This is a genomic window from Clostridium sp. BSD2780061688st1 H5, assembly GCF_005845155.1.
Classification (GTDB): Bacteria; Bacillota; Clostridia; order Lachnospirales; family Lachnospiraceae; genus Claveliimonas; species Claveliimonas intestinigallinarum.
Genome location: NZ_SPGT01000011.1, coordinates 14,343 through 39,959, shown reverse-complemented (window position 1 = coordinate 39,959; position 25,617 = coordinate 14,343). Strand labels below are relative to the sequence as shown.

Below are 25,617 nucleotides of genomic sequence, written 5' to 3'. Positions count from 1 at the left end.
TAAGATGGTACATACGTACAGGAGGAGAAATATGGACAACCAGAACAATCAGAACAGAAATAACAACCAGGATCCGAACCGGAACAACCGGCAGGGAGCCTCGTTCGTTTTGATCGTAACGCTGATCACAACGATCCTCGTGCTGCTCCTCTTCCAGTTCCAGGGAATGGAGAGCGCTGAGGAGATATCCTACAACAAGTTTATCAAGATGGTAGAGGACGGAGACGTAGAAAAGGTTGATATAGGAGCCAACCAGATCGATATAACAGCCAAGCAGGGAAAGGACGACACTGTGCAGAAGGAATACTACACGGGTATCGTCAACGATGACCAGCTTGTGGACCGCCTGCTGGATGCGGGAGTGGAGGTGAACCAGGAGATACCTGACACCACATCCTCCATGCTGCTGAGTATCATTTTTACCTTCCTTCCCATTGCCTGCATTGTGGGCCTCTGCGTGTGGTTTACAAAGAAGATGTCCAAGGGCGGCGGCATGATGGGTATTGGAAAGAGTAACGCCAAGATGTATGTGGAGAAGCAGACAGGCGTCACCTTCAAGGATGTGGCGGGCCAGGACGAGGCCAAGGAGTCACTCCAGGAGGTAGTGGATTTCCTGCACAATCCGGGAAAGTATACCGGCGTGGGGGCCAAGCTTCCCAAGGGCGCCCTCCTTGTGGGACCTCCGGGAACCGGAAAGACGCTGCTTGCCAAGGCGGTAGCGGGGGAGGCGAAGGTGCCCTTCTTCTCCCTGTCAGGATCGGCCTTTGTGGAGATGTATGTGGGCGTGGGCGCTTCCAGAGTCCGCGACCTTTTCAAGCAGGCCCAGCAGATGGCGCCCTGTATCATTTTCATCGATGAGATCGACGCCATCGGAAAGAGCCGCGACACCCAGCTTGGCGGCAACGACGAGAGGGAGCAGACACTGAACCAGCTCCTGGCGGAGATGGATGGATTTGACACAAATAAGGGACTGCTTCTTCTGGCAGCCACCAACCGTCCGGAGATCCTGGATCCGGCGCTTCTGCGCCCGGGACGGTTCGACAGGCGGATCATCGTGGAGCGGCCGGATCTGAAGGGCCGTATCGACGTGCTGAAGGTTCACGCCAAGGACGTGCGCATGGATGAGACCGTGGATCTGGAGGCCATTGCCCTGGCCACATCCGGCGCTGTGGGCTCAGACCTGGCCAACATGATCAACGAGGCCGCTATCAATGCGGTGAAGCACGGCAGAAACGCTGTCTCTCAGAGCGACCTCTTTGAGGCGGTGGAGACAGTCCTTGTGGGCAAGGAGAAGAAGGACCGTATCATGAGCCAGGAGGAGAGAAGGATCGTATCCTACCACGAGGTGGGGCACGCCCTTGTGAGCGCTCTCGAGAAGCACGCGGAGCCGGTGCAGAAGATCACCATCGTCCCCAGGACCATGGGAGCCCTCGGCTATGTGATGCAGACGCCTGAGGAGGAGAAGTTCCTGAACACGAAGAAGGAGCTGGAGGCCATGCTGGTAGGTATGCTGGCAGGCCGTGCCGCCGAGGAGATCGTCTTTGACACAGTCACAACCGGAGCCTCCAACGATATCGAGAAGGCCACAAGCATTGCCAGGGCCATGATCACCCAGTACGGCATGAGCGAGAGATTTGGCCTGATCGGCCTTGAGTCGATCCAGAACCGCTATCTGGATGGAAGACCGGTCCTGAACTGCGGCCAGGAGACAGCCTCTGAGATCGACCAGGAAGTGATGAAGATGCTCAAGGGGGCCTATGAGGAGGCCAAGAGGCTGCTGAGCGAGCACAGGGAGGCGCTGGACAGGATCGCTGCCTTCCTGATTGAGAAGGAGACCATCACCGGAAAAGAGTTTATGAAGATCTTCCGGGAGGTAGAGGGACTTCCCGAGACTGAGGACAGGCAGGACGGCGAGGAGCCGAAGGAGGCCCGCATCTCCATGAAGCCGGTGGAGGGCAACACTGAAGAGACGGCAACAGATGAGAGCGAAACTGAGAACAACAGCACAGTATAAGCGGATTGTGAGATAACTAAGGCTTGAGTTTAGGACAGGGGAAGATTTTCCCTTGTCCTTTTTCATGCGGGACAGTATAATGTTAACCATGGAAAGCAGGAATATGGAAAACAGTAATTTTGATATACAGGAAGAACTGAAAAAATTGCCGGGGAAGCCCGGCGTGTATCTGATGCACGATGAGAAGGATGAGATCATCTATGTGGGGAAGGCTATCAGCCTGAAGAATCGGGTGCGGCAGTATTTCCAGAGCAGCCGAGGCAAGAGCGTGAAGATTGAGCAGATGGTGACCCACATCACCCGCTTTGAGTACATTGTGACAGATTCGGAGCTGGAGGCCCTTGTCCTGGAGTGTAATCTGATCAAGGAGCACAGGCCCAAATACAACACCATGCTCATGGACGACAAGGCCTATCCCTTTATCAAGGTGTCGGTGGATGAGCCCTTTCCCCGGATCATGATGGCCAGGCGCATGGTGAAGGACAAGGCGAAATACTTTGGCCCCTACACGAGCGCGGGGGCTGTCAAGGACACCATCGAGCTGATCCGCAAGCTGTACAAGGTGAGGAGCTGCAACCGCCGCCTTCCCAGAGATACGGGGAAGGAGAGGCCCTGCCTGAACTATCATATCCACCAGTGCGACGCCCCCTGTCAGGGGTACGTGTCCCAGGAGACCTACAGGAAATCCATAGACGAGGTGCTCCGCTTTTTGGGAGGAAATTATGAGGTTATTTTGAAGGAGCTGGAGGAGAAGATGATGAAGGCCTCCGAGGACCTGGAGTTCGAGAAGGCCATCGAGTACAGGGAGCTTCTGGGAAGCGTGAAGAAGATCGCCCAGAAGCAGAAGATTACCGACACAGCCGGCAACGACAGGGATATCCTGGCGGCAGCCACGGACAAAGAGGACGCGGTGGTGCAGGTCTTCTTTATCCGGGGCGGCAGGCTGATCGGGAGAGACCATTTTTATCTGAAGCTGAGCGGGGACGAGACCACAGGGGAGATCATCTCCAGCTTTATCAAGCAGTTCTACGCCGGTACACCCTATATACCGGCGGAGCTGATGACCCAGACTGAGATCGAGGACGGGGAGGTCCTGGAGGAATGGCTGAGCCAGAAGCGAGGCCACAGGGTGCATATCCGTGTGCCCAAAAAAGGGACAAAGGAGAAGCTGGTGGAGCTGGCGGAAAAGAATGCTGCCCTGGTGCTCAGTAAGGACAGGGAGAGGCTGAAGCGGGAGGAGGGCCGCACCATCGGCGCGGTGAAGGAGATTGCCCGCCTTCTTGGCCTGGAGCACCTGAACCGGATGGAGGCCTATGACATCTCCAATATCAGCGGGTTTGCCTCTGTCGGTTCTATGGTGGTCTACGAGAAGGGAAAGCCAAAGAGAAACGATTACCGCAAATTCCGCATTAAGAGCGTCCAGGGGCCGGACGACTACGCCAGCATGAAAGAGGTGCTGACAAGAAGGTTCCGCCACGGCCTGGAGGAGCGGGAAGAGGGGAAGGAGACGGGAAGCTTTACCGCCTTTCCGGACCTGATCCTCATGGACGGAGGAAAGGGACAGGTAGGGATCGCCCTCCAGGTGCTGGATGAGCTCCACCTGAACATACCTGTGTGCGGTATGGTGAAGGACGACAGCCATCGTACCAGAGGACTCTACTATAATAATAAAGAGCTTCCCATTGACCGGAATTCAGAGGGCTTTAAGCTGATCACCAGGATACAGGACGAGGCCCACCGGTTTGCCATAGAGTTTCACAGAAAGCTGCGCAGCAAGGAGCAGGTTCATTCTGTCCTGGACGATATCCCCGGGGTGGGGCCGGCCAGGAGAAAGGATCTGATGAAGCATTTTGCCAGCCTGGATGAGATACGGCAGGCGGATGTGGAGGACCTGAAAAAACTGCCCAGCATGAATGAAAAATCAGCGCAGGAGGTGTATAAGTTTTTTCACTGATGTGTTATACTTGTCATAGTATTTAAAAACAGAAAAGGAGATAAGACATGTCAAAAATAGAAATTCAGAAGATCGTCGAGAAGATGAACCTGAAAAATCTGACTCCCGACGTGGGGCTGGCTGACAAATATGTGGAGGTGCCGGATATCAACAGGCCGGCTCTGCAGCTTACAGGCTTCTTTGACCATTTCGACGCGGAGAGAGTGCAGATTATCGGATATGTGGAATATACGTTTTTAGAGCAGATGGATGAGGCCACAAAGATCAAGGTCTACGAGACGCTGCTCGCCTACAAGATCCCCTGCATTATCTTCTGTCGTGCCCTGAAGCCGGATCAGGAGCTGCTGGAGAAGGCGCAGGAGCTGGATGTGCCCATCTTCTCCACGGAGATGAAGACCTCCGCCTTTACCGCAGAGCTGATCCGCTGGCTGAATGTGCAGCTGGCGCCCTGCATTTCCATCCACGGCGTACTGGTAGATGTGTACGGCGTGGGCGTGATGATCATGGGCGAGAGTGGCATCGGCAAGAGCGAGGCGGCTCTGGAGCTGGTGAGAAGGGGACACCGTCTTGTCAGCGACGACGTGGTGGAGATCCGCAAGGTCAGTGACGACACCCTGGTGGGAACCGCGCCCGACGTGACAAAGCATTTTATCGAGCTGCGCGGTATCGGTATTGTGGATGTCAAAATGCTCTACGGCGTGCAGAGCGTCAGGGAGACCCAGAATATCGAGCTGGTCATCACCCTGGAGGACTGGGACAGGGAGAAGAAATACGACAGGCTTGGTATGGAGGAGCAGTACACAGAGTTCCTCGGCAACAAGGTTGTCTGCCATCAGCTTCCCATCCGTCCCGGGCGTAACCTCTCCATCATCGTGGAGACGGCGGCCATCAACTACAGACAGAAGAAGATGGGCTATAACGCGGCGGAGGAGCTGTACAAAAGGGTGCAGAGGAACCTGGCAAAGAAATAGAAAATAAGGAATAGGGAGTCAGAAGATGAAGTATTGTTTTGGAGTAGATATTGGCGGAACAACCGTGAAGATGGGACTGTTTTCCACGGAGGGAGAGCTGTACGAGAAATGGGAGATCAAGACTCACACAGAGAATGAGGGAAAGCAGGTCCTGCCGGATATCGCGGCCTCTGTCCGCGCTAAGATGGAGGAAAAAGGAATTTCCGCGGAGGAGACAGCGGGCGTGGGAGTCGGCGTGCCGGCTCCGGTTAGTGAAGGAATTGTAAAGAACAGCGCCAATATCGGATGGGGCTATAAAAATGTTAAAAAGGAGATGGAGGAGCTTCTGCCGGGAATCCGGGCTGAAATCGGAAACGATGCCAATGTGGCGGCCCTGGGCGAGATGTGGCTGGGAGCCGGAAAGGGCTGCAGCAACATGATTATGGTGACGCTGGGCACTGGCGTGGGCGGCGGCGTGATCTGCCAGGGACATGTCATTGCAGGGGCAAACGGAGCCGGCGGCGAGATCGGACATATCTGTGTGAACTACAGCGAGACAGAAAAGTGCGGCTGCGGGAAGACCGGATGTCTGGAGCAGTACGCGTCCGCCACAGGAATCGCCCGTCTTGCAAAGCTGCGCCTTGCAAAGCTACACGGGAAGACGCTGCTGGAGGGGAAAAACCTCAGCGCAAAGTCAGTCTTTGACGCGGTGAAGAAGGACGACAGAGTGGCGATTGAGATTGCGGAGGAGTTTGGAGCTTATCTGGGACATGCCCTCGCCAACATGGCAGTGATCGTGGATCCCGAGATGATCGTCATCGGCGGCGGCGTTTCCAATGCGGGACCTGCCCTTCTGCCTTTCATCGAGAAGCCCTTCCAGGAGAAGGCTTTCTTTGCCAACAAGGATACAAAGATCGTGCTGGCCACACTGGGCAATGACGCCGGTATCTGCGGAGCGGCAAGGCTGATCATCTGACACGGACAGAGCCGGGTGGATATAGGCAGAGATGTAGAAAAAAGAGGTATAAATAAAAGCAGGTGTGAATGAGCTGCTGCTCATTCGCACCTGCTTTTATTTTGATTTCTATCCGGTGGTTTCGCCGCCACCTCCGCCTCCGGTGCCCGGATCAGGATTGGTGGTTTCGCCGCCACCTCCGCCTCCGGTGCCCGGATCAGGATTGGTGGTTTCGCCGCCACCTCCGCCGCCTCCGGCGCCCGGATCGGGAGTGGGGGTAGTATCTCCGCCGCTGCCCGGTGTGGTCGTGGTGGTGCTGCCTCCGCTAGTGTCGGAAGTGCTGCCATCAGTGGTGGTGTCAGTTCCTGTGTCGTCGGTGGATCCCGTAGAACCGTGTCCCGGACAGGTCTCTGTAGGTGAATTGTCTGACGCAAAGAACTCTGTCCTTGAGGGGCATCCAGGCCTCGCGAGCTGCCCGGTCACTGTGCAGATGGTCTTCTGCTCCACCGATGTGGGCATCTCAAACTGCTTTGTCTCCAGACCCGCGTGGATGCGGCTCATAATGGACTTCCAGATCCGGAAACGGAAGGTAGTGTCAATGTTGGTCATGGATTTCGGGTCATCGTAGCCGCCCCACACCGCACAGGTGTAATAGGGGGTGAAGCCGCAGAACCAGATATCCTTGTCACTGTCCGCTGTTCCCGTCTTGCCGGCTACCGGCATGTTGTCCAGGGCAGCGGCTGATCCGCTTCCCTCCTCCACAACGCTCTGCATGGCGCTTGTGAGGAGAGCGGCTGTGCTGTCCTTGACGGACTGATGAGACTCCGTGGGGTTCTCGATCAGCACATTGCCGTCGTGATCCAGGATCTTTGAGTATAGGGTTGGCGTGTTGTATACGCCGCCGTTGGCGATGGACGCAAAGGCCGCGCACAGCTCATAGTTGTATACACCATTTGTCAGACCTCCCAGAGCGATGGGCTCGTACATATCACTCTCCACAAGTGAGCTCATGGAAAAGTTGTTCTTTGCGTACTCATATCCCAGCTGGGGACCGATCTGCTGTATGGTCTGCACGGCCACAGAGTTCATGGACTGGGCGATGGCCTCCCGGACGGTGACGTTGCCGTAGTACTTGTTGCCCACGTTCTTGAATTCCGTGCCGTTTGAGTAATGCCAGGGCTGGTCGTCAAAGACGCTGGCCAGCGTGATCTGGTTCGTGTCCAGGGCGGGGGCGTAGGTGGCCAGGATCTTGAAGCAGGAACCCGGCTGCCTTGTGGAGCCTCTGTAGGCCCTGTTCAGGCTCTGGCTTGTCTCCTTGGCGCCCCTTCCGCCTACCATGGCCTTGATCTGGCCGGTGGCCTGGTCGATGATGGTGACAGAAGCCTGGGGCTGAGGCGTGATGGTGATGCGCTCGTCATAGGTGTCGCCCTCCTGGGCAATCGTGGCCTTCCACTCCTCCACCATAGCTCTGGCAGCGTCCTCGGAGGAAAAGATGAGGGCGTTTTCAATGCCATAGGTGTTTTCCCTGTACGCCTCCACGCTCTCAGAGCCGTAGTTCTCTATGGTGCCGTCCGCCCGGGTGACGGTCAGCGCGTAGGAGAGACCGTACTCCTTCAGCCATGGGAAGTTGGCGTCATTGTTCATCTCCTCATCGCAGATCTGCTGCATGGCAGTGTTCTGTGTGGAGATGATAGTCAGGCCGCCGCTGTAGAGGGCGTTGTATGCCTGGCTTTCCGTGTACCCGAGGCGGGACATGAGATCGTCGATGACCTGCTCGGAGAGGGCGTCTATAAAATAGGAATAAGGTGAATCCTCTCCGATGGCCGCGTTGACAGCCTGAATTCTGGCGTACACGTCGTCGGCTGCCGCCTCATCGTAGGCCGCCTGGTCGATATATCCCTGATCCAGCATCTTGTTCAGAACCTCGGTGCGCCGTTTCGCGTTGGCGTCTGGGTTGGTGATGGGATTGTAGAGGGACGGGTTCTGGGTGATGCTGGCGAGAACCGCGCACTCGGACAGCGTCAGCTCGGATACATCCTTGTTGAAATAGCGCTTGGAGGCGGACTGCACGCCCAGGGTGTTCTGCCCCAGGTTGATGGTGTTCAGATATGCCTCCATGATTTCGTCCTTTGACATCTGTTTTTCGATGTCCAGAGCCAGGAACTGCTCCTGGATCTTTCTCTCCAGACGGTCGTAAAAGGTTTCCTCATTTACAAAGTCGGGAAAGACGTTGTTCTTTATGAGCTGCTGGGTCAGCGTGCTGGCTCCCTGTGAGAAGTCGCCGCCTGAAGTAATTCCCGTGACAGCGGCTCGCAGGATACCCTGCGGGTCAATACCGTTGTGCTCATAGAAGCGCTCGTCCTCAATGGCGACGAAAGCGTGCTGCAGATCCACGGGGATCTGGTCGATGGATTTGTATTCGCGGTTGGAGCCGGCCTCCACGAACCGCTCCAGCTCAGTGGCCCCGTCGTCAGCGTAGACGATGGTCGTGTACCCTTTCGGACGCACATCGTCAGGTGTGACCTCCGGTGAATTGTCAAGGATCCTCTTCACAAAAATCAGACCGCCGATCATCCCGATGATACATATAGCAAGAACACACAGGATAAAAGCCTTCAACAGCCGGACAGTGACCCGCTTACCCTGCATGGTTGATTTCGACGTTATCTGCTTTTGTTTTTTAGAAGCCTTTTTCTTTCCATAATTCATGTATTCAGCCTCCTTCATACTTTAGACATTATAGCAAATATACATATTGAAATAAAGAAAAAAATGAAAACTTCATATTTAGGTAGGAAAAACTTAAGAAATCCGTTATAGTAGTAGATGACAGCGCAAAGAACAGAGGAGGAACGCAAAGTGGATCACAGAATGGTATTCCGGGGCGGAGAAGGGGAGATCACGGAGAAAAGGTCCAGATTTATCGCCACAGTCCGCCCGGTAAAGAGCGAGGAGGAGGCCGCGGAGTTTATCGAAACGGTCAGGAAGAAGTACTGGGACGCCAGGCACAACTGCTACGCCTACGTCATCGGGGATCACCAGGACATACAGCGGTACAGCGATGACGGGGAGCCGGGCGGCACGGCGGGCAGGCCCATGCTGGATGTGCTCCTGGGGGAGAACATCCATGACACGGCGGTGGTGGTAACCCGGTATTTCGGCGGTATCCTCCTGGGCACAGGGGGACTTGTGAGAGCCTACCAGGGTGCGGCGAAGGAAGGACTGGCCTCCTCTTTGATTATAACCAGGATACAGGGAGTTAAACTGAAGATCACCACAGATTACACCGGCCTGGGAAAGATACAGTACATTCTGGGAGAGAGGGGCATACCGGTGCTGGACAGCTCCTACACAGAGAAGGTGGAGCTGACCGCCCTGGTGCCGGAGGCGCTTTGGCCTGCCCTGGAGGAGGAGCTGACAGACGGGACAAACGGGAAAGCGGTGCTGGAGGAGGCGGGAAAGTGCTTCTACGGCGACATAGACGGAAAAATACAGGTCCTGGAATGATTTCATTCCAGGACCTGTATTTTGGAAGACTGTATTTTTACTGGAATTCCGGCTCGATCAGGCCGAAGGTTCCGTTCTTTCTCTTATATACGACATTCACCTCATCGGTCTCCGCGTTGCAGAATACGAAGAAATCGTGCCCCAGAAGCTCCATCTGGATGCAGGCATCCTCCGGATACATAGGCTTGATGCCGAAGCGCTTTGTGCGGACGATCTTAATTTCCTCGTCGCTCTCGGGAGCGTCCTCCTCGTCGAAGAATTCCTGCTTGAAATTGCTGCCGTCCTGATGTCTCGCGATGAGCTTTGTTTTATATTTGCGAAGCTGTCTCTCAATGACTTCCTCCACAAGATCAATGGATACATACATGTCGCTGCTGACCTGTTCGGAGCGGATAATATTTCCCTTTACAGGAATGGTCACCTCAATCTTCTGGCGTTCCTTTTCCACGCTCAGTGTGACGATGATCTCGGTGTCAGGGGTGAAGTACCTCTCCAGTTTACCGAGCTTGCGTGTAATGGTGTCTTTTAAGCCGGGCGTGATCTCGATGTTCTTTCCACTAATGATAAATTTCATGCTGTCCAACTCCTTTACGATATGATTTCAGGAGAAATAATGTCTGACAAAAATGTAGGACAATTCATTTCTATCTGATATAAGGAGTATAACATGTTTTTCTGTCAATGTATAGCATGTATTACTTCAATTCTTGAAATTTTTCCGTCACGCATTTTGGCCACCCGCAGGCCGGTATCTTCAAAATAGACGCAGGCCCCCTCTCTGGGTTCAATATCCTCTGCCCTGCATTTTGCCCGCAGGACAGCCTCCAGTGTCTCGGCGTCCGTCTCGTGGGGGATCTGACACCCCATGATCTTATTGACTACCCGCACCCGGGACGAGCCCCGGAACATATTTTTCTCTGCCAGGTCAAAGCCGAAGAAGAGATATTTCCTCGTGGCGAACAGGACAGCGATGGCGCACACGCCGATCAGGCTGGAAAAAGCGGAAGAGTGGTCGATGATGATCTGCCTGGCAATGGCAAAGAGGAGCACCTCGAACACGGTGTCCGGCGTGTGGTAGTACATCATCCGTATCAGCTCCACGCCGATGATGAGCTCAAAGCAGGCCTCAAGGAGATCTTCGTAGTTCGGGTACCTGTCCAGGTCCGGTATGTAGATCAGGGAGCTGGCAAGCCGTAAGCACAGAAGAATGATGCCGACGGCCAGCATGATGGAGATAAAAAATTCCATGAACATGGCCAGACGGGAGAGAAAAGCGGCGAAATACTTTTTCATAAAATCCTCCTTTGGGTATTAGTTTTTCGGACAGGGCGGCACTACCCGGCTGAAGAGGGCGGGATAGATTACCATGATCCATAATACCAGTATAAAGTATTTTATGATTTTTGCAATCACACATTCGCCCGTGATGAGGGGAATGGTGCTGTTCAGGACAAAAATCCCGAAAATACCGGCCGCGAATTTGACAGCCTGCATCCAGAGACAGGGAGCGGCGGTCTGAAACCGGAGCCTGGTGGCCTCCAGATACCATCCCACGGCAAAGCCCAGTCCGGCGCCCACAGCCTTGAAGCAGTCCACGGCGTACACCTGGGGCAGGAGGCCGTATTGGCGAAGGAGGAGGGCTAAGACCGTGATCCCCAGACAGACCAGAAGGAGCAGCGCGAAGAAGACACGCATGGAAACCGGGTCGGCTGTCAGCCGGGGCAGGAACCGCCGGGTCAGCCATATAAAAAGGGCGGATACGGCCAGGGAGCCCAGCACGTCCCAGGGCGTGTGGCATCCCAGGTACATGCGGGAGAAGCCCACCAGCAGGACGACGGCAAAGCAGAGCCATCGCAGCCCCTTTCTGGAGGTCTGGAGGCCCAGGGATCCGTACAGGCAGGCAGCGCTCTGGGTGTGGCCGCTTGGAAAGGAGTAGCCTGTGGCCGCAGGCACTGCGCTCTCCACGGGGGAGAAGGCAGGATCCAGCACCCAGGGGCGGGGCACCCGGAAAGTGATCTTCAGAGTCTGCACGGCAAGCCCTGCCAGAAAGTAGGAAAAGCCGATCTGGAGGGCCAGCCCTTTGCTGACGCACCAGTAGAGGAGACAGAGCACCAGTATGACCGCTGTCTCCTCCCCAAGCTGTGTGATAAACTGCATGATCCGGTCTGCGGCTGGGGTGCGCAGCGACTCCAGAAACCATAAAAAAACCATAAATGCTCCTTGTGATCAGAAAGATTATTTATTATTGCTCCTCTTGCGGAGCTTGGGATCCAGGATCTTCTTGCGGATGCGCAGCGACTCGGGAGTTACCTCCAGAAGCTCGTCCGTGTCGATGAAGTCCAGGGCCTGCTCCAGGCTGAGGATCCGCGGCGGCGTCAGGCGGAGCGCCTCGTCCGCGCTGGAGGAGCGGGTGTTGGTGAGGTGCTTAGTCTTGCAGACATTGACCTCGATGTCATCCGTCTTGCCGTTTTCGCCGATGACCATTCCGGCGTACACCTTCTCGCCGGGCCCGATAAAGAGGGTACCCCTCTCCTGGGCGCTGTAGAGGCCGTAGGTGACAGACTCTCCGGTCTCGTAGGCGATGAGGGAGCCCTGCTTCCGGTACTGGATGTCTCCCTTGTAAGGGGCGTATCCGTCAAAGGCGGTGTTCATGATGCCGTTTCCCTTTGTGTCCGTCAGGAAGTCTCCTCTGTAGCCGATAAGTCCGCGGGAGGGGATGGAGAACTCCATCCGGGTGTAATTGCCGCCGATGGGACCCATGCTGCGCAGCTCCCCTTTTCTCTGGCCCAGCTTTTCGATGACTACGCCCGTAAATTCATCCGGCACGTCGATGTAGGCCATCTCCATGGGCTCCAGGAGTTTTCCGCTCTCATCCTTCTTGTAGAGAACCTCCGCCTTGCTGACAGCGAACTCGTAGCCCTCCCGGCGCATGTTCTCAATGAGGACGGACAGATGGAGCTCACCCCGGCCGGACACCTTAAAGGTATCCATGTCCTCGGTCTCCTCCACCCGGAGGCTGACATCTGTGTTCAGCTCCCGGAAGAGGCGGTCGCGGAGGTGCCGGGATGTCACGTATTTGCCCTCCCTGCCGGCAAAGGGGCTGTCGTTGACCTTGAACTGCATGGCAATGGTGGGCTCGGAGATCTTCTGGAAGGGGATGGCCTGGGGGTTCTCGGGCGAGCAGATGGTGTCACCGATGGACAGGTCCGCGATGCCGGAGATGGCCACGATGGAACCGATGGTGGCCTCTTTGACCTCCACCCGGTTCAGTCCGTCAAACTCATAGAGCCTGCTGATGCGCACCTTCTCCTGGCGCTCCGGGTCGTGGTGGTTGACCACGACCACATCCTGGTTGGTGCGGATGGTACCGTTGTCCACCTTGCCGATGCCGATCCGGCCCACATACTCGTTGTAGTCGATGGTGCTGATGAGCACCTGGGTGTGAGCGTCCGGGTCTCCCTCCGGGGCGGGAATATAGTCCAGGATAGTCTCGAAAAGCGGGATCATGTTTTCCGGCTTGTCGTCCATGTCCAGCATGGCGTATCCGTCCTTGGCTGAGGCGTAGATGAAGGGACAGTCCAGCTGCTCCTCGGAGGCATCCAGGTCGATGAAGAGCTCCAGTACTTCATCGATGACCTCCGCCGGCCGGGCCTCCGGCCGATCGATTTTGTTGATGCAGACGATGACAGGCAGATCCAGCTCCAGGGCCTTGCGCAGGACGAACTTTGTCTGGGGCATGGCTCCCTCAAAGGCGTCCACAACAAGGATGACCCCGTTTACCATCTTCAGCACGCGCTCCACCTCGCCGCCGAAGTCGGCGTGTCCCGGCGTGTCTACGATATTGATCTTTGTCCCCTTATAGAAGACGGCTGTATTTTTGGAGAGAATGGTAATTCCACGTTCCCGCTCGATATCGTTGGAGTCCATGACCCTCTCGGCCACCTCCTGATTCTCGCGGAACACGCCGCTCTGCTTTAAAAGTTCATCCACAAGTGTTGTCTTGCCATGGTCAACATGGGCGATGATCGCAATATTACGCACATCTTCGCGTTTTGTCTTCATATGAAATCTTCCTTTTCTCTTCTTATTTTAAACTTTTTTTCTGTAACTTTAATAGTGTATCATATTTCGGAAAAAAAACAAGGAATATAGTTCTAATATATGCAATTCCCGCATAGATTAGGTATTGACTCTAAAAGCATCAAAATACGATCAAGAGGAAGGGAGATATTAAGACCATGTCAGATAAGATCATTGAAAACAACCAGGTAACTATTATGGGACAGATCGCGTCCGGCTTCACCTTCAGCCACACGGTGTTCGGGGAAGGCTTTTATATGGTGGATGTGCTGGTGAGGCGCCTTAGCAGCTCCAAGGACAGGATCCCGCTCATGATCTCGGAGCGCCTCCTGGACGTGACCCAGGACTACACAGGGGAGTTTATCATGGCCAGCGGACAGTTCCGGTCCTACAATCGGCACGAGGAGCAGAAGAACCGGCTGATCCTCTCTGTCTTTGTGCGGGAGATATCCTTCATCGACGAGGAGCCGGACGGGGCAAAGACGAACACCATCCTGCTGGACGGCTACATCTGCAAGCTGCCTGTCTACCGGAAGACGCCCCTGGGCAGAGAGATCGCGGATCTCCTGCTGGCCGTAAACAGGCCCTACGGGAAGTCTGACTACATTCCCTGCATCTGCTGGGGAAGGAACGCCAGGTTTGCCGCCTCCTTTGAGGTGGGCGAGCACGTGCAGGTGCTGGGGAGGATCCAGAGCAGGGAGTATGTGAAGCGGCTGTCAGAGACCGAGTCGGAGAAGCGCACGGCCTACGAGGTGTCTGTGAGCAAGCTGGAGTGCATGGACGACTGAGGGTTCCATTGACATTGGAAATGAATAATGATACACTTTTTAAAGATAAATTTTTTAAGGGCAGGAGGAAAACTATGGCTATTTTTACAGGCGCAGGAGTAGCGCTGGTTACTCCGTTTCATGAAGACGGAAGCGTGAATTTTGATAAACTGGATGAGCTGATCGACTATCATTGCGAGAACGGGACGGACAGTCTGATCATCTGCGGGACTACGGGAGAGTCATCCACTTTATCAGAAGAGGAACATATGGAGTGTATCAAATTCGCGGTGGAGCGGACGAAGCACCGCCTTCCCGTAATCGCGGGCACAGGCTCCAATGCTACATATACGACTATCGATATGTCAAAGGAGGCCGTGGAGGACGGCGTGGATGGACTGCTCATCGTGACCCCCTACTACAACAAGGCTACTCAGAACGGACTGATCGCCCACTACAAGGCCGTGGCCGCCGAGGCCAAGGCACCCATCATCATGTACAGTGTGGCCAGCCGGACAGGGCTGAACATCGCCCCGGAGACAGTGGCTACCCTGGTGAAGGAGGTTCCCAACATTGTGGGCGTGAAGGAGGCCTCCGGCAATATCAGCCAGGTGGCGAAGATCATGAGCCTGACAGACGGCAATCTCGATCTCTACTCAGGAAATGACGACCAGATCGTGCCTCTCCTCTCCCTGGGCGGAAAGGGTGTGATCTCGGTTCTGTCAAACGTGGCTCCGAGGGAGACCCACGACATCTGCGCGAAGTTTTTTGCGGGCGATGTGAAGGGGGCCTGCGAGCTGCAGGTGAAGGCCATCCCCCTCATTGAGCAGCTGTTCTGCGAGGTGAACCCCATCCCGGTGAAGAAGGCTGTGAACCTGATGGGAATGGAGTGCGGCGGACTGCGCATGCCTCTGACAGAGCTGACGCCGGAGCACGAGAAGAGCCTGGCTCAGGCCATGAGAGATTTTGGTATCAAACTTGCATAAAAAGGCGGACAGAGGCAGAAAGGCTGTCCCCTGCAGGGAAGAGCAGGGGCCTTTCTGCCTTTTCTGTCCTGCCGGCTTCTGAATCTATCTACGACTTGAACACATACACAAGGGAGGAAAACAATATGGTAAAAGTGATCATGCACGGATGCAACGGAAAAATGGGACAGGTCATCACCAGAATGGCGGCCTCTGACCCGGAACTTAAGATCGTGGCCGGAGTGGACGCAAGAGCCCAGGCTCTGAACGACTATCCGGTATTCGGGGATATCAGCGACTGCGACGCGGAGGTGGATGTGGTCATCGACTTCTCCAACGCGGCGGCTGTGGATCACCTGCTGGACTGGTGTCAGGAGAAGCAGATGCCGGTTGTCCTGTGCACTACCGGCCTGTCTGAGGAGCAGCTGAAAAAAGTGGAGGATGCGGCAAAGAGGACGGCGGTCCTCAAGTCAGCCAACATGTCCCTGGGAGTGAATCTGCTCATGAAGCTTCTGCAGGATGCGGCGAAGGTGCTGGCCCCGGAGGGCTTTGACATGGAGATCGTGGAGAGGCACCACAACCAGAAGGTGGACGCCCCCAGCGGCACCGCCATCGCCCTTGCGGACGCCCTGAACGGCGCTCTGGAGGAGGACTACGAGTACGTCTATGACAGGAGCGGCCAGAGAAAGAAGAGAGACAGCCATGAGATCGGCATATCGGCTGTACGGGGAGGCACCATCGTGGGCGAGCACGAGGTGATCTTTGCCGGGGAGGACGAGGTCATCGAGTTTAAGCACACAGCCTACTCCAAGGCCCTCTTTGCCAAGGGAGCTGTGGCTGCCGCCAAGTTCCTGGCGGGAAAGGGACCCGGCCGCTATGACATGTCGGACGTGATACAGCTGTAGCAGGGGAAGCCCCACTCTCTCACGGAGGAAATAAAATATGGAAGAACTGAAGCTGAAATATCTGGAGAGACTCTCAGACCTCTACCCCTCCATCGCCAAGGCGTCCACGGAGATCATCAACCTGCAGGCCATCCTGAACCTGCCCAAGGCCACGGAGCATTTTCTGACAGATATCCACGGGGAGTACGAGGCCTTTGCCCACGTCCTGAAAAACGGATCCGGCTCCATCCGGCGCAAGATAGGAGACGTGTTCGGCAACACCTTAAGCGCCCGGGACAAGCAGTCCCTGGCCACTCTGATCTACTATCCCAGGGAGAAGATGGACCGGATCCGGCGTGAGGAGGCGAACATGGAGGACTGGTACAGGATCACCCTTTACCGGCTCATTGAAGTGTGCAAGTGCGCCATGAGCAAATACACCCGGTCCAAGGTGCGCAAGGCCCTGCCGGAGGATTTTGCCTACGTGATCGAGGAGCTGATCACAGAGAAGCCGGACCTGCGGGACAAGGAGTTCTACTATAACGCCATCATAAGCAGCATCATTGAGACGGAGAGGGCAGAGGAGTTCATCGTGGCGCTGAGCGGCGTCATACAGAGGCTGACAGTGGACCATCTGCACATTGTGGGGGACATTTACGACAGGGGCCCGGGTCCCCACATCATCATGGACCGGCTGATGCAGCACCACTCGGTGGACATCCAGTGGGGCAATCATGATGTGCTATGGATGGGAGCCGCAGCGGGACAGAGGGGCTGCATCGCCAACGTGATCCGGATCTGCGCCAGGTATGGAAATCTGGACATACTGGAGGACGGCTACGGCATCAACCTGCTCCCCCTGGCATCCTTTGCCATGGACACCTACGGGGATGATCCCTGCGCCTGCTTTGCCCTGAAGGGGAGAGGAGGTGCTACGGCCCGTGAGCAGGAGATGGAGAGGAAGATGCACAAGGCCATCTCCATCATCCAGTTCAAGGCGGAGGGCCAGATCATCCGGAAAAATCCGGGCTTTAAGCTGGAGAAGAGAAACCTTCTGCATCAGATTGACTTTGAGGCCGGCACCATCGAGATAGAGGGCCGCACCTATGAGCTGCTGGATAAGAATTTCCCCACAGTGGACCCGGCTCACCCCTATGCCTTCTCCCAGGAGGAGGCGGACATCATGGACCGGCTGGAGAAGGCTTTCCTGAACTGCGAGAAGCTGCAGGCCCACATGCGTTTTCTGCTGAACAAGGGCGGGCTGTACAAGGTCTACAACCAGAACCTGCTCTACCACGGGTGCGTGCCCCTGAATCAGGACGGCACTCTGAAATCGGTGCGCATTTACGGCCGGGCCTACAAGGGGAAGGCCCTCTACGAGGTGCTGGAGAGCTATGTGAGAAAGGGGTTTTTTGCTCTGGACAAAAAGGAGAGGGAGCGGGGAAAGGATATGATGTGGTATATCTGGCTCCACGAGAATTCCCCTCTCTTTGGCAAGGACAAGATGGCCACCTTTGAGCGGTATTTCCTGGCCGAGAAGGAGACCCACAGAGAGAAGAAAAATCCCTACTACGAGCTGCTGGAGGACGAGGCCGTGGTGAACCGGATCCTGCGGGAGTTCGGGCTGCCGGAGGAGGGAACCCACATCATCAACGGCCATGTGCCGGTGAAGTCCAAGGCAGGGGAGAGCCCTATCAAGTGCGGGGGCAAGGTGCTTGTCATCGACGGAGGCTTTTCCAGAGCCTACCAGAAGGAGACGGGAATTGCCGGCTACACCCTCATCTACAACTCCTACGGCCTGATCCTGGCGGCCCACGAGCCCTTTGAGTCCACGGAGGCGGCCATAGAGAAGGAGAGCGACATCCACTCGGACAGCATTGTGGTGAAGAGGACTCTGGCCCGCAAGACAGTGGGAGACACGGACATCGGCCGCAGGCTGAGGGAGCAGATTCAGGATCTGAACGAGCTCCTTGGCGCCTACCGGAGCGGCCTGATCCCGGAAAAGCTTTAAAAAAGGAAAAATTTCCCCTGCGGGGATGTGCATAAAACAGCTTTAACTGCGGATAGTATCTAAAGAAAACAATGAAAGGGAGAAATGCTATGAAACAGTTAAAAAAAGGTATTCTTTTATTTTTATGCATGATGTCCTTCGCCTCTCTGACAGCCTGCGGCAGTGACAGCAGCGACAATGGGGCGGTGAAGCAGGAGGACGATACGATGAACGACGCCACAGACGGGACGAGAGACGAGGGCGTTCTGGACGAGGCGGGAGATGAGGTTCGGGATGAGGCGGATGATATGGCCGATGAAGTCCGGGACGGCATGGAGGATATCAAGAATTAAAGACAATGAGCGAAAGAAGCCACAGGTGGATTTTTTTCTCCGCCTGTGGTATTATAATTCAGCAGATTAAAGGAGCAAAGCGTAGGCAGGAGGAAGACTATGAAATTCAGACCGTGCATCGACATACATAATGGCAAAGTGAAGCAGATCGTAGGCGGAAGCCTGCGGGACGAGAGGGATCGGGCGGAGGAGAATTTTGTCTCCGAAAGATCCGCGGCCTTCTATGCGGAGCTGTTCCGCAGGGACAACCTTAAGGGGGGACATGTGATCCTGCTCAATCCGCCCTCCTCGCCGTATTATGAGGCGGACAGGCAGCAGGCGGCCGCGGCTCTTTCAGCCTGGCCGGGAGGGCTCCAGATCGGCGGCGGCGTCACCGCGGACAACGCCGCTTCTTATATAGAAGCGGGAGCCAGCCATGTCATCGTCACCTCCTATGTGTTCAAGGATGGCGAGGTACAGTGGGGCAATCTGGAAAAGCTGGCGGACGCGGCGGGAGCCGGGCATGTGGTCCTGGATGTAAGCTGCAGAAAGAAGGACGGAAAGTACTATATTGTGACGGACCGCTGGCAGAAATTTACCAAGGTGCAGCTCAGCGAGGAGATCCTCTACTGGATGAAGGAGTACTGCGATGAATTTCTCGTCCACGGCGTGGACGTGGAGGGGAAGGCTTCCGGCGTGGAGGACGCTCTGGTGGAGATGCTCTCCGCTGTCCAGGGCATCCCGATTACATATGCAGGCGGCATCAGCAGCCTGGAGGAGCTGGAGCGTTTCCGGCAGCTGAGCGGCGGGAAACTGGATTTCACCATCGGCAGCGGCCTGGATCTCTACGGTGGATCCATCCCTTACGAGGAAGTAAAAAATTACAGTGAGGCAGACCAAGCCAGGTAAAAGCGAAAATATGACAGGTCTGTGAACATTATGAACACTTTATAAACATGTTGAATTGGCCGGATGATAGTGTTAGAATGTGGAATAGAGTAATTTTTTTGGATAAGGAGTAATACCATGGGTTTAATAGAAAAAATATTCGGTACACACAGCCAGAATGAGCTGAAGCGCATCTATCCCATCGTGGATCACATCGAGGCCCTGGAGCCGGAGATGAAGCAGCTCTCTGACAGTGAACTGAAGGATAAGACGCGGGAATTCAAGGAGCGTCTCTCAAAAGGCGAGACTCTGGATGATATACTTCCGGAGGCTTTTGCTGTTGTGAGGGAGGCGGCTGCCCGCGTGCTGGGCATGCGTCACTACAGGGTACAGCTCATCGGCGGTATCATCCTCCATCAGGGGCGTATTGCGGAGATGAAGACAGGTGAAGGAAAGACTCTCGTTTCCACCCTGCCCGCCTACCTGAACGGACTGACAGGCGAGGGCGTCCATATCGTTACAGTCAACGACTATCTGGCAAAGCGTGACGCGGAGTGGATGGGACAGGTGCATGAGTTCCTGGGACTGACTGTGGGCGTTGTCCTCAACGGCATGGACAATGATGAGAGGAGAGCCGCCTACGCCTGCGACATCACTTACGTGACAAACAACGAGCTGGGATTTGACTACCTCCGTGACAATATGGTGATCTACAAGGAGCAGCTGGTGCAGAGAGGACTGAAGTTCGCCATCATCGACGAGGTGGACTCCGTGCTCATCGACGAGGCCCGTACTCCGCTGATCATCTCCGGCCAGAGCGGCAAGTCCACAAAGCTCTACGAGGCCTGCGACATTCTGGCCCGCCAGCTGGAAAAGGGTGAGGCCAGCGGAGAGTTCTCCAAGATCAACGCCCTCATGGGAGAGGAGATCGAGGAGACGGGAGACTTTATCGTCAATGAGAAGGAGAAGAACGTCAACCTGACGGAGGAGGGCGTCAAGAAGGTGGAGAAATTCTTCCACATCGAGAACCTGGCAGACCCGGAGAACCTGGAGATCCAGCACAATATCATCCTGGCCCTGCGGGCCCACTATCTCATGTTCCGCGATCAGGACTACGTGGTGAAGGACGACGAGGTGCTCATCGTGGATGAGTTCACGGGCCGTATCATGCCCGGACGCCGTTACTCTGACGGCCTCCACCAGGCCATTGAGGCCAAGGAGCACGTGAAGGTGAAGAGGGAGAGCAAGACCCTGGCCACCATCACCTTCCAGAACCTGTTTAATAAATACGCGAAGAAGAGCGGTATGACCGGTACCGCCCTGACCGAGGAGAAGGAGTTCCGCGAGATCTACGGTATGGACGTTGTGGAAATCCCCACCAACATGCCGGTGATCCGTGTGGATATGGAGGACGCCGTCTACAAGACACAGAGGGAAAAATTCCGGGCTGTCTGCGATGAGGTGGAGCGGGCCCACGCGAAGGGCCAGCCGGTCCTTGTGGGAACCATTACCATCGAGGTGTCCGAGCATCTGAGCAGCATGCTGAAGAAGCGGGGCATCAAGCACAATGTGCTGAATGCCAAGTACCATGAGCTGGAGGCAGAGATCGTGGCCCAGGCGGGACAGCACGGGGCTGTCACCATCGCCACCAACATGGCCGGCCGTGGTACGGATATCAAGCTGGATGACGAGGCCAGAGCGGCCGGTGGACTGAAGATCATCGGCACAGAGCGGCATGAGTCCCGCCGTATCGACAATCAGCTCCGGGGACGTTCCGGACGTCAGGGAGACCCGGGTGAGTCCAGATTCTACATCTCCCTGGAGGACGACCTGATGCGCCTGTTCGGCTCCGAGCGCCTGATGAACGTGTTCAACGCACTGGGTGTGGAGGACGGAGAGCAGATCGAGCACAAGATGCTCTCCAGCGCCATCGAGAAGGCCCAGGAGAAGATCGAGAGCAACAACTTCGGTATCCGTAAGAACCTGCTGGAGTATGACCAGGTTATGAACGAGCAGAGGGAGATCATCTACGAGGAGAGGCGCAAGGTCCTGGACGGGGAGAGCATGCGCGACTCCATCTACCATATGATCAACGAGTATGTGGAGAACCTGGTTGACACAGAGATCTCCGCGGATCTTGATCCGGAGGAGTGGAACCTGACAGAGCTGAACGTGACGCTGAAGAACACCATCCCCATGATCGAGGCCGTCACCCCCGACGATGTGAAGAAGATGGACCAGAAGAAGCTGAAGCACTTCCTGAAGGAGAAGGCTGTCAAGGCCTACGAGATGAAGGAGTCGGAGTTCCCGGAGCCGGAGCATTTAAGAGAGGTGGAGCGGGTTGTTCTCCTGAAGGTGATCGATGCCAAGTGGATGGACCATATCGACGATATGGATCAGCTTCGCCAGGGTATCGGACTGCAGGCCTACGGCCAGCGTGACCCGAAGGTGGAGTACAAGATGCTTGGCTACGAGATGTTCGACGAGATGACGAAGGCCATCACCGCCGATACCATCCGCACCCTGTTCCACATCAAGATCGAGCAGAAGGTGGAGAGAGAGCAGGTTGCCAAGGTGACCGGAACCAACAAGGACGATACATCTGTGAGAGCTCCCAAGAAGAGGGCGGAGAAGAAGATCTATCCAAACGATCCATGCCCCTGCGGAAGCGGAAAGAAATACAAACAGTGCTGCGGGCGCAAGCAGAGTGCATAGGCAGCAGGAAATAGAACATAATGAAAGAGGTGAAGGATAAGTGGTCGTACTGGATCAGTATAAAAGTGAACTGAGTGCCTACGAGGAGCCTCTTGCCGGAATGAGGGATTCACTTTGACGTCCCTGGCAAGGAGAAAAGGGTAGAGGAGCTGGAGCGAAAGATCGAGGAGCCCGGCTTTTGGGATGACACGGAGAAGTCCCAGCACGTGATGAAGGAGCTTAAGGACCTGAAGGACCTGCTGGACACGGTGGAAGGACTGAAGAGGGCTTACGAGGATATAGAGGTTCTCATCGAGATGGCGGAGGAGGAAAACGACGAGTCTGTCCTCCCGGAGATCGCGTCGGAGCTGCAGCAGTTCACGGAGAGCTTTGAGGCTCTCCGCATACAGACGCTGCTGTCGGGCGAGTATGATGGGTGTAATGCCATTGTCACCCTTCACGCGGGAGAGGGAGGCACGGAGTCCTGCGACTGGACCGGCATGCTCTACCGGATGTATACCCGGTGGGCGGAGAAAAAGGGGTACAGCATCCAGGTACTGGACTATCTGGACGGAGACATCGCGGGCATCAAGAACGTCACCTTTGAGGTGAACGGCATGAACGCCTACGGGTATCTGAAGTCCGAGAAGGGAGTCCACCGCCTTGTGCGCATTTCCCCCTTCAACGCGGCGGGAAAGAGACAGACCTCTTTTGCCTCCTGCGATGTCATACCGGACATGGAGGACAATGTGGGGGACATCGAAATCCCCGATGATGAGCTGAAGATCGATACCTACCGGGCCAGCGGGGCGGGCGGGCAGCACGTCAATAAGACATCGTCGGCCATCCGCATTACCCACCTGCCCACAGGGATTGTGGTGCAGTGCCAGAATGAGAGGTCCCAGCACCACAATAAGGAGAAGGCTATGCAGATGCTGAAGGCCAAGCTGAAGCTGCTGAAGGAGCAGGAGCAGGCGGAGAAGGTATCTGATATCCGGGGCGAGGTGAAGGAGATTGGATTTGGCAATCAGATCCGGTCCTACGTCATGCAGCCCTACACACTGGTGAAGGACCGACGGACAGGGGAGGAGAGCGCCAACGTCTCCGCCGTACTGGACGGGGATCTGGATCCGTTTATGAACGCATACTTAAAGGCACAGCAGTAAAAGGGAGGAATTATGGTAAAGATAGCAGTACTTGGTTATGGAACAGTGGGATCCGGTGTGGTGGAAGTGCTCCGGACTAACCAGAAGGTCATAGACGAGAGGCTGGGAGAGGAGCTGCGCATTAAATATGTGCTGGATCTGCGGGATTTCCCGGATGACCCGGTGCAGGAGCTCATCACCCACGACTTTGAGGATATTGTGAATGACGACGAAGTGAAGATCGTGGTGGAGGTCATGGGCGGCATTGAGCCCGCATATACATTTGTGAAGCGCTCCCTGGAGGCAGGGAAGAGCGTGGCCACCTCCAACAAGGCCCTGGTGGCAAAGCACGGCGCAGATCTTCTGAGGACGGCAAAGGAGAAGAATGTGAACTTCCTCTTCGAGGCCAGCGTGGGCGGCGGTATTCCCATCCTGCGTCCCCTCCACTCATCCCTCACCGGGGATGTGATCGAGGAGATCACAGGTATCCTCAACGGGACTACCAACTATATGATGACAAAGATGTTCTACGAGGGTGCTGACTATGACGAGGTGCTGGAAGAGGCTCAGGATAACGGGTTTGCCGAGCGCAATCCGGAGGCGGATGTGGAGGGCTATGACGCCTGCCGCAAGATCGCCATCCTCTCCTCCATCATCTCCGGAAAGCAGGTGGATTTTGAGGATATCTACTGCGAGGGCATCACAAAGATCACGGCGGAGGATATGAAGTACGCCAAGGCCATGGGTATGACTATCAAGCTTTTGGCCACCTGCAAGAGGGACGGCGGGAAGCTGAACGCCATGGTGGCTCCCTGTCTGCTGCGGGCGGAGCATCCCCTCTTTTCCGTCAACGGCGTGTTCAACTCCATCTTTGTCCACGGCAACATGCTGGGGGACGCCATGTTCTACGGAAGCGGTGCCGGCAAGCTGCCTACAGCCAGCGCTGTGGTGGGCGATATTGTGGAGGAGGCCCGCAATCTGGACCGCAACCTGGGCGTGATGTGGAGCAGCGAGAAGCTGACCCTGGAGGACCGCAGAGACGTGGAACGCCGGTTCTTTGTCCGGGTGAAGGGAGACAGAGAGGAGCTGCAGGAGCAGGTGGCAGCGGTCTTCGGCATGGTTCAGTTCGTCCAGGCGGAGGGCCTGTCCGGCGAGTTCGGCTTTGTGACGGAGAAGATGCCGGAGGGAAGCTACGAGGAAAAGGCAGAGCGGTTTGGCGGGCAGATCCTTGGCATGATCCGGGTGGAGGAATAGAAAGGAAGGCGCGATGAAATATATAGTTGTTCTTGGAGACGGAATGGCCGGCTGGCCCCTGGAGGAGCTGGGCGGGAGGACGACCCTGGAGGCGGCCTCCACCCCTGCCATGGACCGGCTTGCCAGGGAGGCGGAGATCGGGACGGCCTCCATGGTGCCGGAGGATATGGCGCCGGGAAGCGACACGGCCAATCTGTCCGTCATGGGGTATGACCCGAAGATCTACTACACAGGCCGCTCCCCGCTGGAGGCTCTCAGCATCGGCGTGGATATGGCGGACGACGACGTGTCCTTCCGCTGCAACCTGGTGACCCTGTCCGAGGAGGAGGACTCCTACGAAGACAGACATATGGTGGATCACAGCTCAAGCGAGATCTCCACGGAGGATGCGGGCGTCCTTCTGGAGGCCCTGAAGCAGGGACTGGCCAGGGAGGGCTATGCTTTTTACAGGGGAACGAGCTACCGCCATCTCCTCGTGTGGAGCCACGGGAAGGTGACAGAGCTGACGCCCCCTCACGATATACTGACAAAGCGGGTGGGAGACTATCTGCCCCAGGATCCGGTGCTGCGGGAGATGATGGAGAAGAGCTATGAGATCCTGTCCGCTCACCCTCTGAATATAGAGCGGAAGAAAAGGGGACTGCACCCGGCGAACTCCGCCTGGTTCTGGGGCGCCGGAACCCGACCTGCCCTCACCTCCTTTGAGGAGAGGACGGGAAAGCGGGGCGTCATGATCTCAGCTGTGGACCTTCTGAAGGGCCTGGCCGTGGGAGCTGACATGGACCGCGTCCTCGTGGAGGGAGCCAACGGCGGTCTTGACACCAACTACGAGGGAAAGGCGGACGCGGCGGTAAAGGCCCTTCTGGAGGACGGATACGATTTTGCCTACGTTCATGTGGAGGCGCCGGATGAGATGGGCCACCAGGGCAGCGCATCAGATAAGATCAAAGCTATCGAGTATCTGGACGCCAGAGTCATAGGGCGCATCACCGGCGGACTGGACGCGGCAGGTGAGGATTACCGGATCATGGTGCTGCCGGACCATCCCACACCCATCCAGGTGCGGACCCACACAAAGGATCCGGTTCCCTACATGATCTACGACAGCCGCAGGCCCTTTGAGGGCAGCGTCCATACATACGGGGAGAGCGCTGCCAGGCGCAGCGGTCTTGCCTGGCCGGAAGGGTTCCGGCTCATAGACCATCTGCTGGAGCTGGATGAAAGATAAAGGAAAGAGA

At 56.0% G+C, this 25,617-nt stretch carries 20 protein-coding genes; 15 read left to right on the top strand and 5 right to left on the bottom strand.

All coding sequences use genetic code 11. From position 1 onward, the window contains the following. Window positions 1–31 precede the first annotated feature (31 nt). The 4 genes from ftsH to FGQ86_RS08595 all read left to right on the top strand — a co-directional run bounded on the left by ftsH (window position 32) and on the right by FGQ86_RS08595 (window position 5,894). Window positions 32–2,014: an ATP-dependent zinc metalloprotease FtsH gene (gene ftsH / locus FGQ86_RS08610; protein WP_033125079.1), complete on the top strand. Its 1,983-nt coding sequence runs from the start codon at window positions 32–34 to the stop codon at window positions 2,012–2,014. A gap of 103 nt (window positions 2,015–2,117) precedes the next feature. Next, window positions 2,118–3,968: an excinuclease ABC subunit UvrC gene (gene uvrC / locus FGQ86_RS08605; protein ID WP_138303515.1), complete on the top strand. Its 1,851-nt coding sequence runs from the start codon at window positions 2,118–2,120 to the stop codon at window positions 3,966–3,968. 47 nt (window positions 3,969–4,015) lie between these two features. Then, window positions 4,016–4,939, top strand: a complete 924-nt coding sequence (gene hprK, locus FGQ86_RS08600; RefSeq protein ID WP_033125080.1) for an HPr(Ser) kinase/phosphatase — start codon at window positions 4,016–4,018, stop codon at window positions 4,937–4,939. Between the two features lie 25 nt (window positions 4,940–4,964). Next, a complete protein-coding gene (locus FGQ86_RS08595; RefSeq protein ID WP_033125081.1) occupies window positions 4,965–5,894 on the top strand; it encodes an ROK family glucokinase in 930 nt (309 codons plus the stop codon). 108 nt (window positions 5,895–6,002) lie between these two features. Here FGQ86_RS08595 and FGQ86_RS08590 read toward each other — a convergent pair whose 3' ends face one another. Further along, window positions 6,003–8,582, bottom strand: coding sequence for a PBP1A family penicillin-binding protein (locus FGQ86_RS08590; RefSeq protein ID WP_033125082.1), 2,580 nt, complete (start codon window positions 8,580–8,582; stop codon window positions 6,003–6,005). 150 nt (window positions 8,583–8,732) lie between these two features. Between FGQ86_RS08590 and FGQ86_RS08585 the strand changes: the two genes are divergently transcribed. Next, entirely contained in the window at window positions 8,733–9,380 is a 648-nt protein-coding gene (locus tag FGQ86_RS08585) for a YigZ family protein (RefSeq protein ID WP_330635922.1), read from the top strand. A 37-nt stretch (window positions 9,381–9,417) separates the two neighbouring features. Here FGQ86_RS08585 and raiA read toward each other — a convergent pair whose 3' ends face one another. From raiA to typA, 4 genes are all read right to left on the bottom strand, one after another. Then, entirely contained in the window at window positions 9,418–9,954 is a 537-nt protein-coding gene (gene raiA / locus FGQ86_RS08580; protein WP_033125084.1) for a ribosome-associated translation inhibitor RaiA, read from the bottom strand. Window positions 9,955–10,058: 104 nt separating this feature from the next. After that, window positions 10,059–10,673, bottom strand: coding sequence for a hypothetical protein (locus FGQ86_RS08575; RefSeq protein WP_033125085.1), 615 nt, complete (start codon window positions 10,671–10,673; stop codon window positions 10,059–10,061). 18 nt (window positions 10,674–10,691) lie between these two features. Continuing rightward, window positions 10,692–11,591: a phosphatase PAP2 family protein gene (locus FGQ86_RS08570; RefSeq protein WP_138303512.1), complete on the bottom strand. Its 900-nt coding sequence runs from the start codon at window positions 11,589–11,591 to the stop codon at window positions 10,692–10,694. Window positions 11,592–11,615: 24 nt separating this feature from the next. Beyond that, window positions 11,616–13,442, bottom strand: coding sequence for a translational GTPase TypA (typA, locus tag FGQ86_RS08565; protein WP_138303510.1), 1,827 nt, complete (start codon window positions 13,440–13,442; stop codon window positions 11,616–11,618). Between the two features lie 176 nt (window positions 13,443–13,618). Between typA and FGQ86_RS08560 the strand changes: the two genes are divergently transcribed. From FGQ86_RS08560 to FGQ86_RS08515, 10 genes are all read left to right on the top strand, one after another. Then, on the top strand, window positions 13,619–14,248 hold the full coding sequence (locus FGQ86_RS08560; protein WP_033125088.1) for a single-stranded DNA-binding protein: 630 nt from the start codon (window positions 13,619–13,621) through the stop codon (window positions 14,246–14,248). Window positions 14,249–14,322: 74 nt separating this feature from the next. After that, on the top strand, window positions 14,323–15,213 hold the full coding sequence (dapA, locus tag FGQ86_RS08555) for a 4-hydroxy-tetrahydrodipicolinate synthase (protein ID WP_033125089.1): 891 nt from the start codon (window positions 14,323–14,325) through the stop codon (window positions 15,211–15,213). A 125-nt stretch (window positions 15,214–15,338) separates the two neighbouring features. Beyond that, complete coding sequence (dapB, locus tag FGQ86_RS08550) at window positions 15,339–16,097, top strand: 4-hydroxy-tetrahydrodipicolinate reductase (protein ID WP_138303507.1); 759 nt, start codon at window positions 15,339–15,341, stop codon at window positions 16,095–16,097. 37 nt (window positions 16,098–16,134) lie between these two features. Beyond that, window positions 16,135–18,087 carry a fructose-bisphosphatase class III gene (locus FGQ86_RS08545; protein WP_033125091.1) on the top strand — a complete coding sequence of 651 codons (1,953 nt, stop codon included), beginning with the start codon at window positions 16,135–16,137 and terminating at the stop codon, window positions 18,085–18,087. 89 nt (window positions 18,088–18,176) lie between these two features. Next, a complete protein-coding gene (locus tag FGQ86_RS08540; RefSeq protein ID WP_052083940.1) occupies window positions 18,177–18,419 on the top strand; it encodes a hypothetical protein in 243 nt (80 codons plus the stop codon). A gap of 99 nt (window positions 18,420–18,518) precedes the next feature. Beyond that, window positions 18,519–19,307, top strand: a complete 789-nt coding sequence (gene hisA, locus FGQ86_RS08535) for a phosphoribosylformimino-5-aminoimidazole carboxamide ribotide isomerase (protein ID WP_033125092.1) — start codon at window positions 18,519–18,521, stop codon at window positions 19,305–19,307. A 117-nt stretch (window positions 19,308–19,424) separates the two neighbouring features. Further along, a complete protein-coding gene (gene secA, locus FGQ86_RS08530) occupies window positions 19,425–22,001 on the top strand; it encodes a preprotein translocase subunit SecA (protein ID WP_033125093.1) in 2,577 nt (858 codons plus the stop codon). A 40-nt stretch (window positions 22,002–22,041) separates the two neighbouring features. Then, a protein-coding gene (gene prfB, locus FGQ86_RS08525) for a peptide chain release factor 2 (protein ID WP_138303505.1) occupies window positions 22,042–23,146 on the top strand; the annotation gives its coding sequence in 2 pieces (ribosomal slippage) (window positions 22,042–22,116 and window positions 22,118–23,146; 1,104 coding nt in all). 12 nt (window positions 23,147–23,158) lie between these two features. Continuing rightward, the gene (locus tag FGQ86_RS08520) at window positions 23,159–24,379 is read left to right on the top strand and encodes a homoserine dehydrogenase (RefSeq protein ID WP_033125095.1); all 1,221 of its coding nucleotides are present in this window, start codon (window positions 23,159–23,161) and stop codon (window positions 24,377–24,379) included. 13 nt (window positions 24,380–24,392) lie between these two features. Next, window positions 24,393–25,607, top strand: coding sequence for a cofactor-independent phosphoglycerate mutase (locus FGQ86_RS08515; RefSeq protein WP_033125096.1), 1,215 nt, complete (start codon window positions 24,393–24,395; stop codon window positions 25,605–25,607). Window positions 25,608–25,617 lie beyond the last annotated feature (10 nt).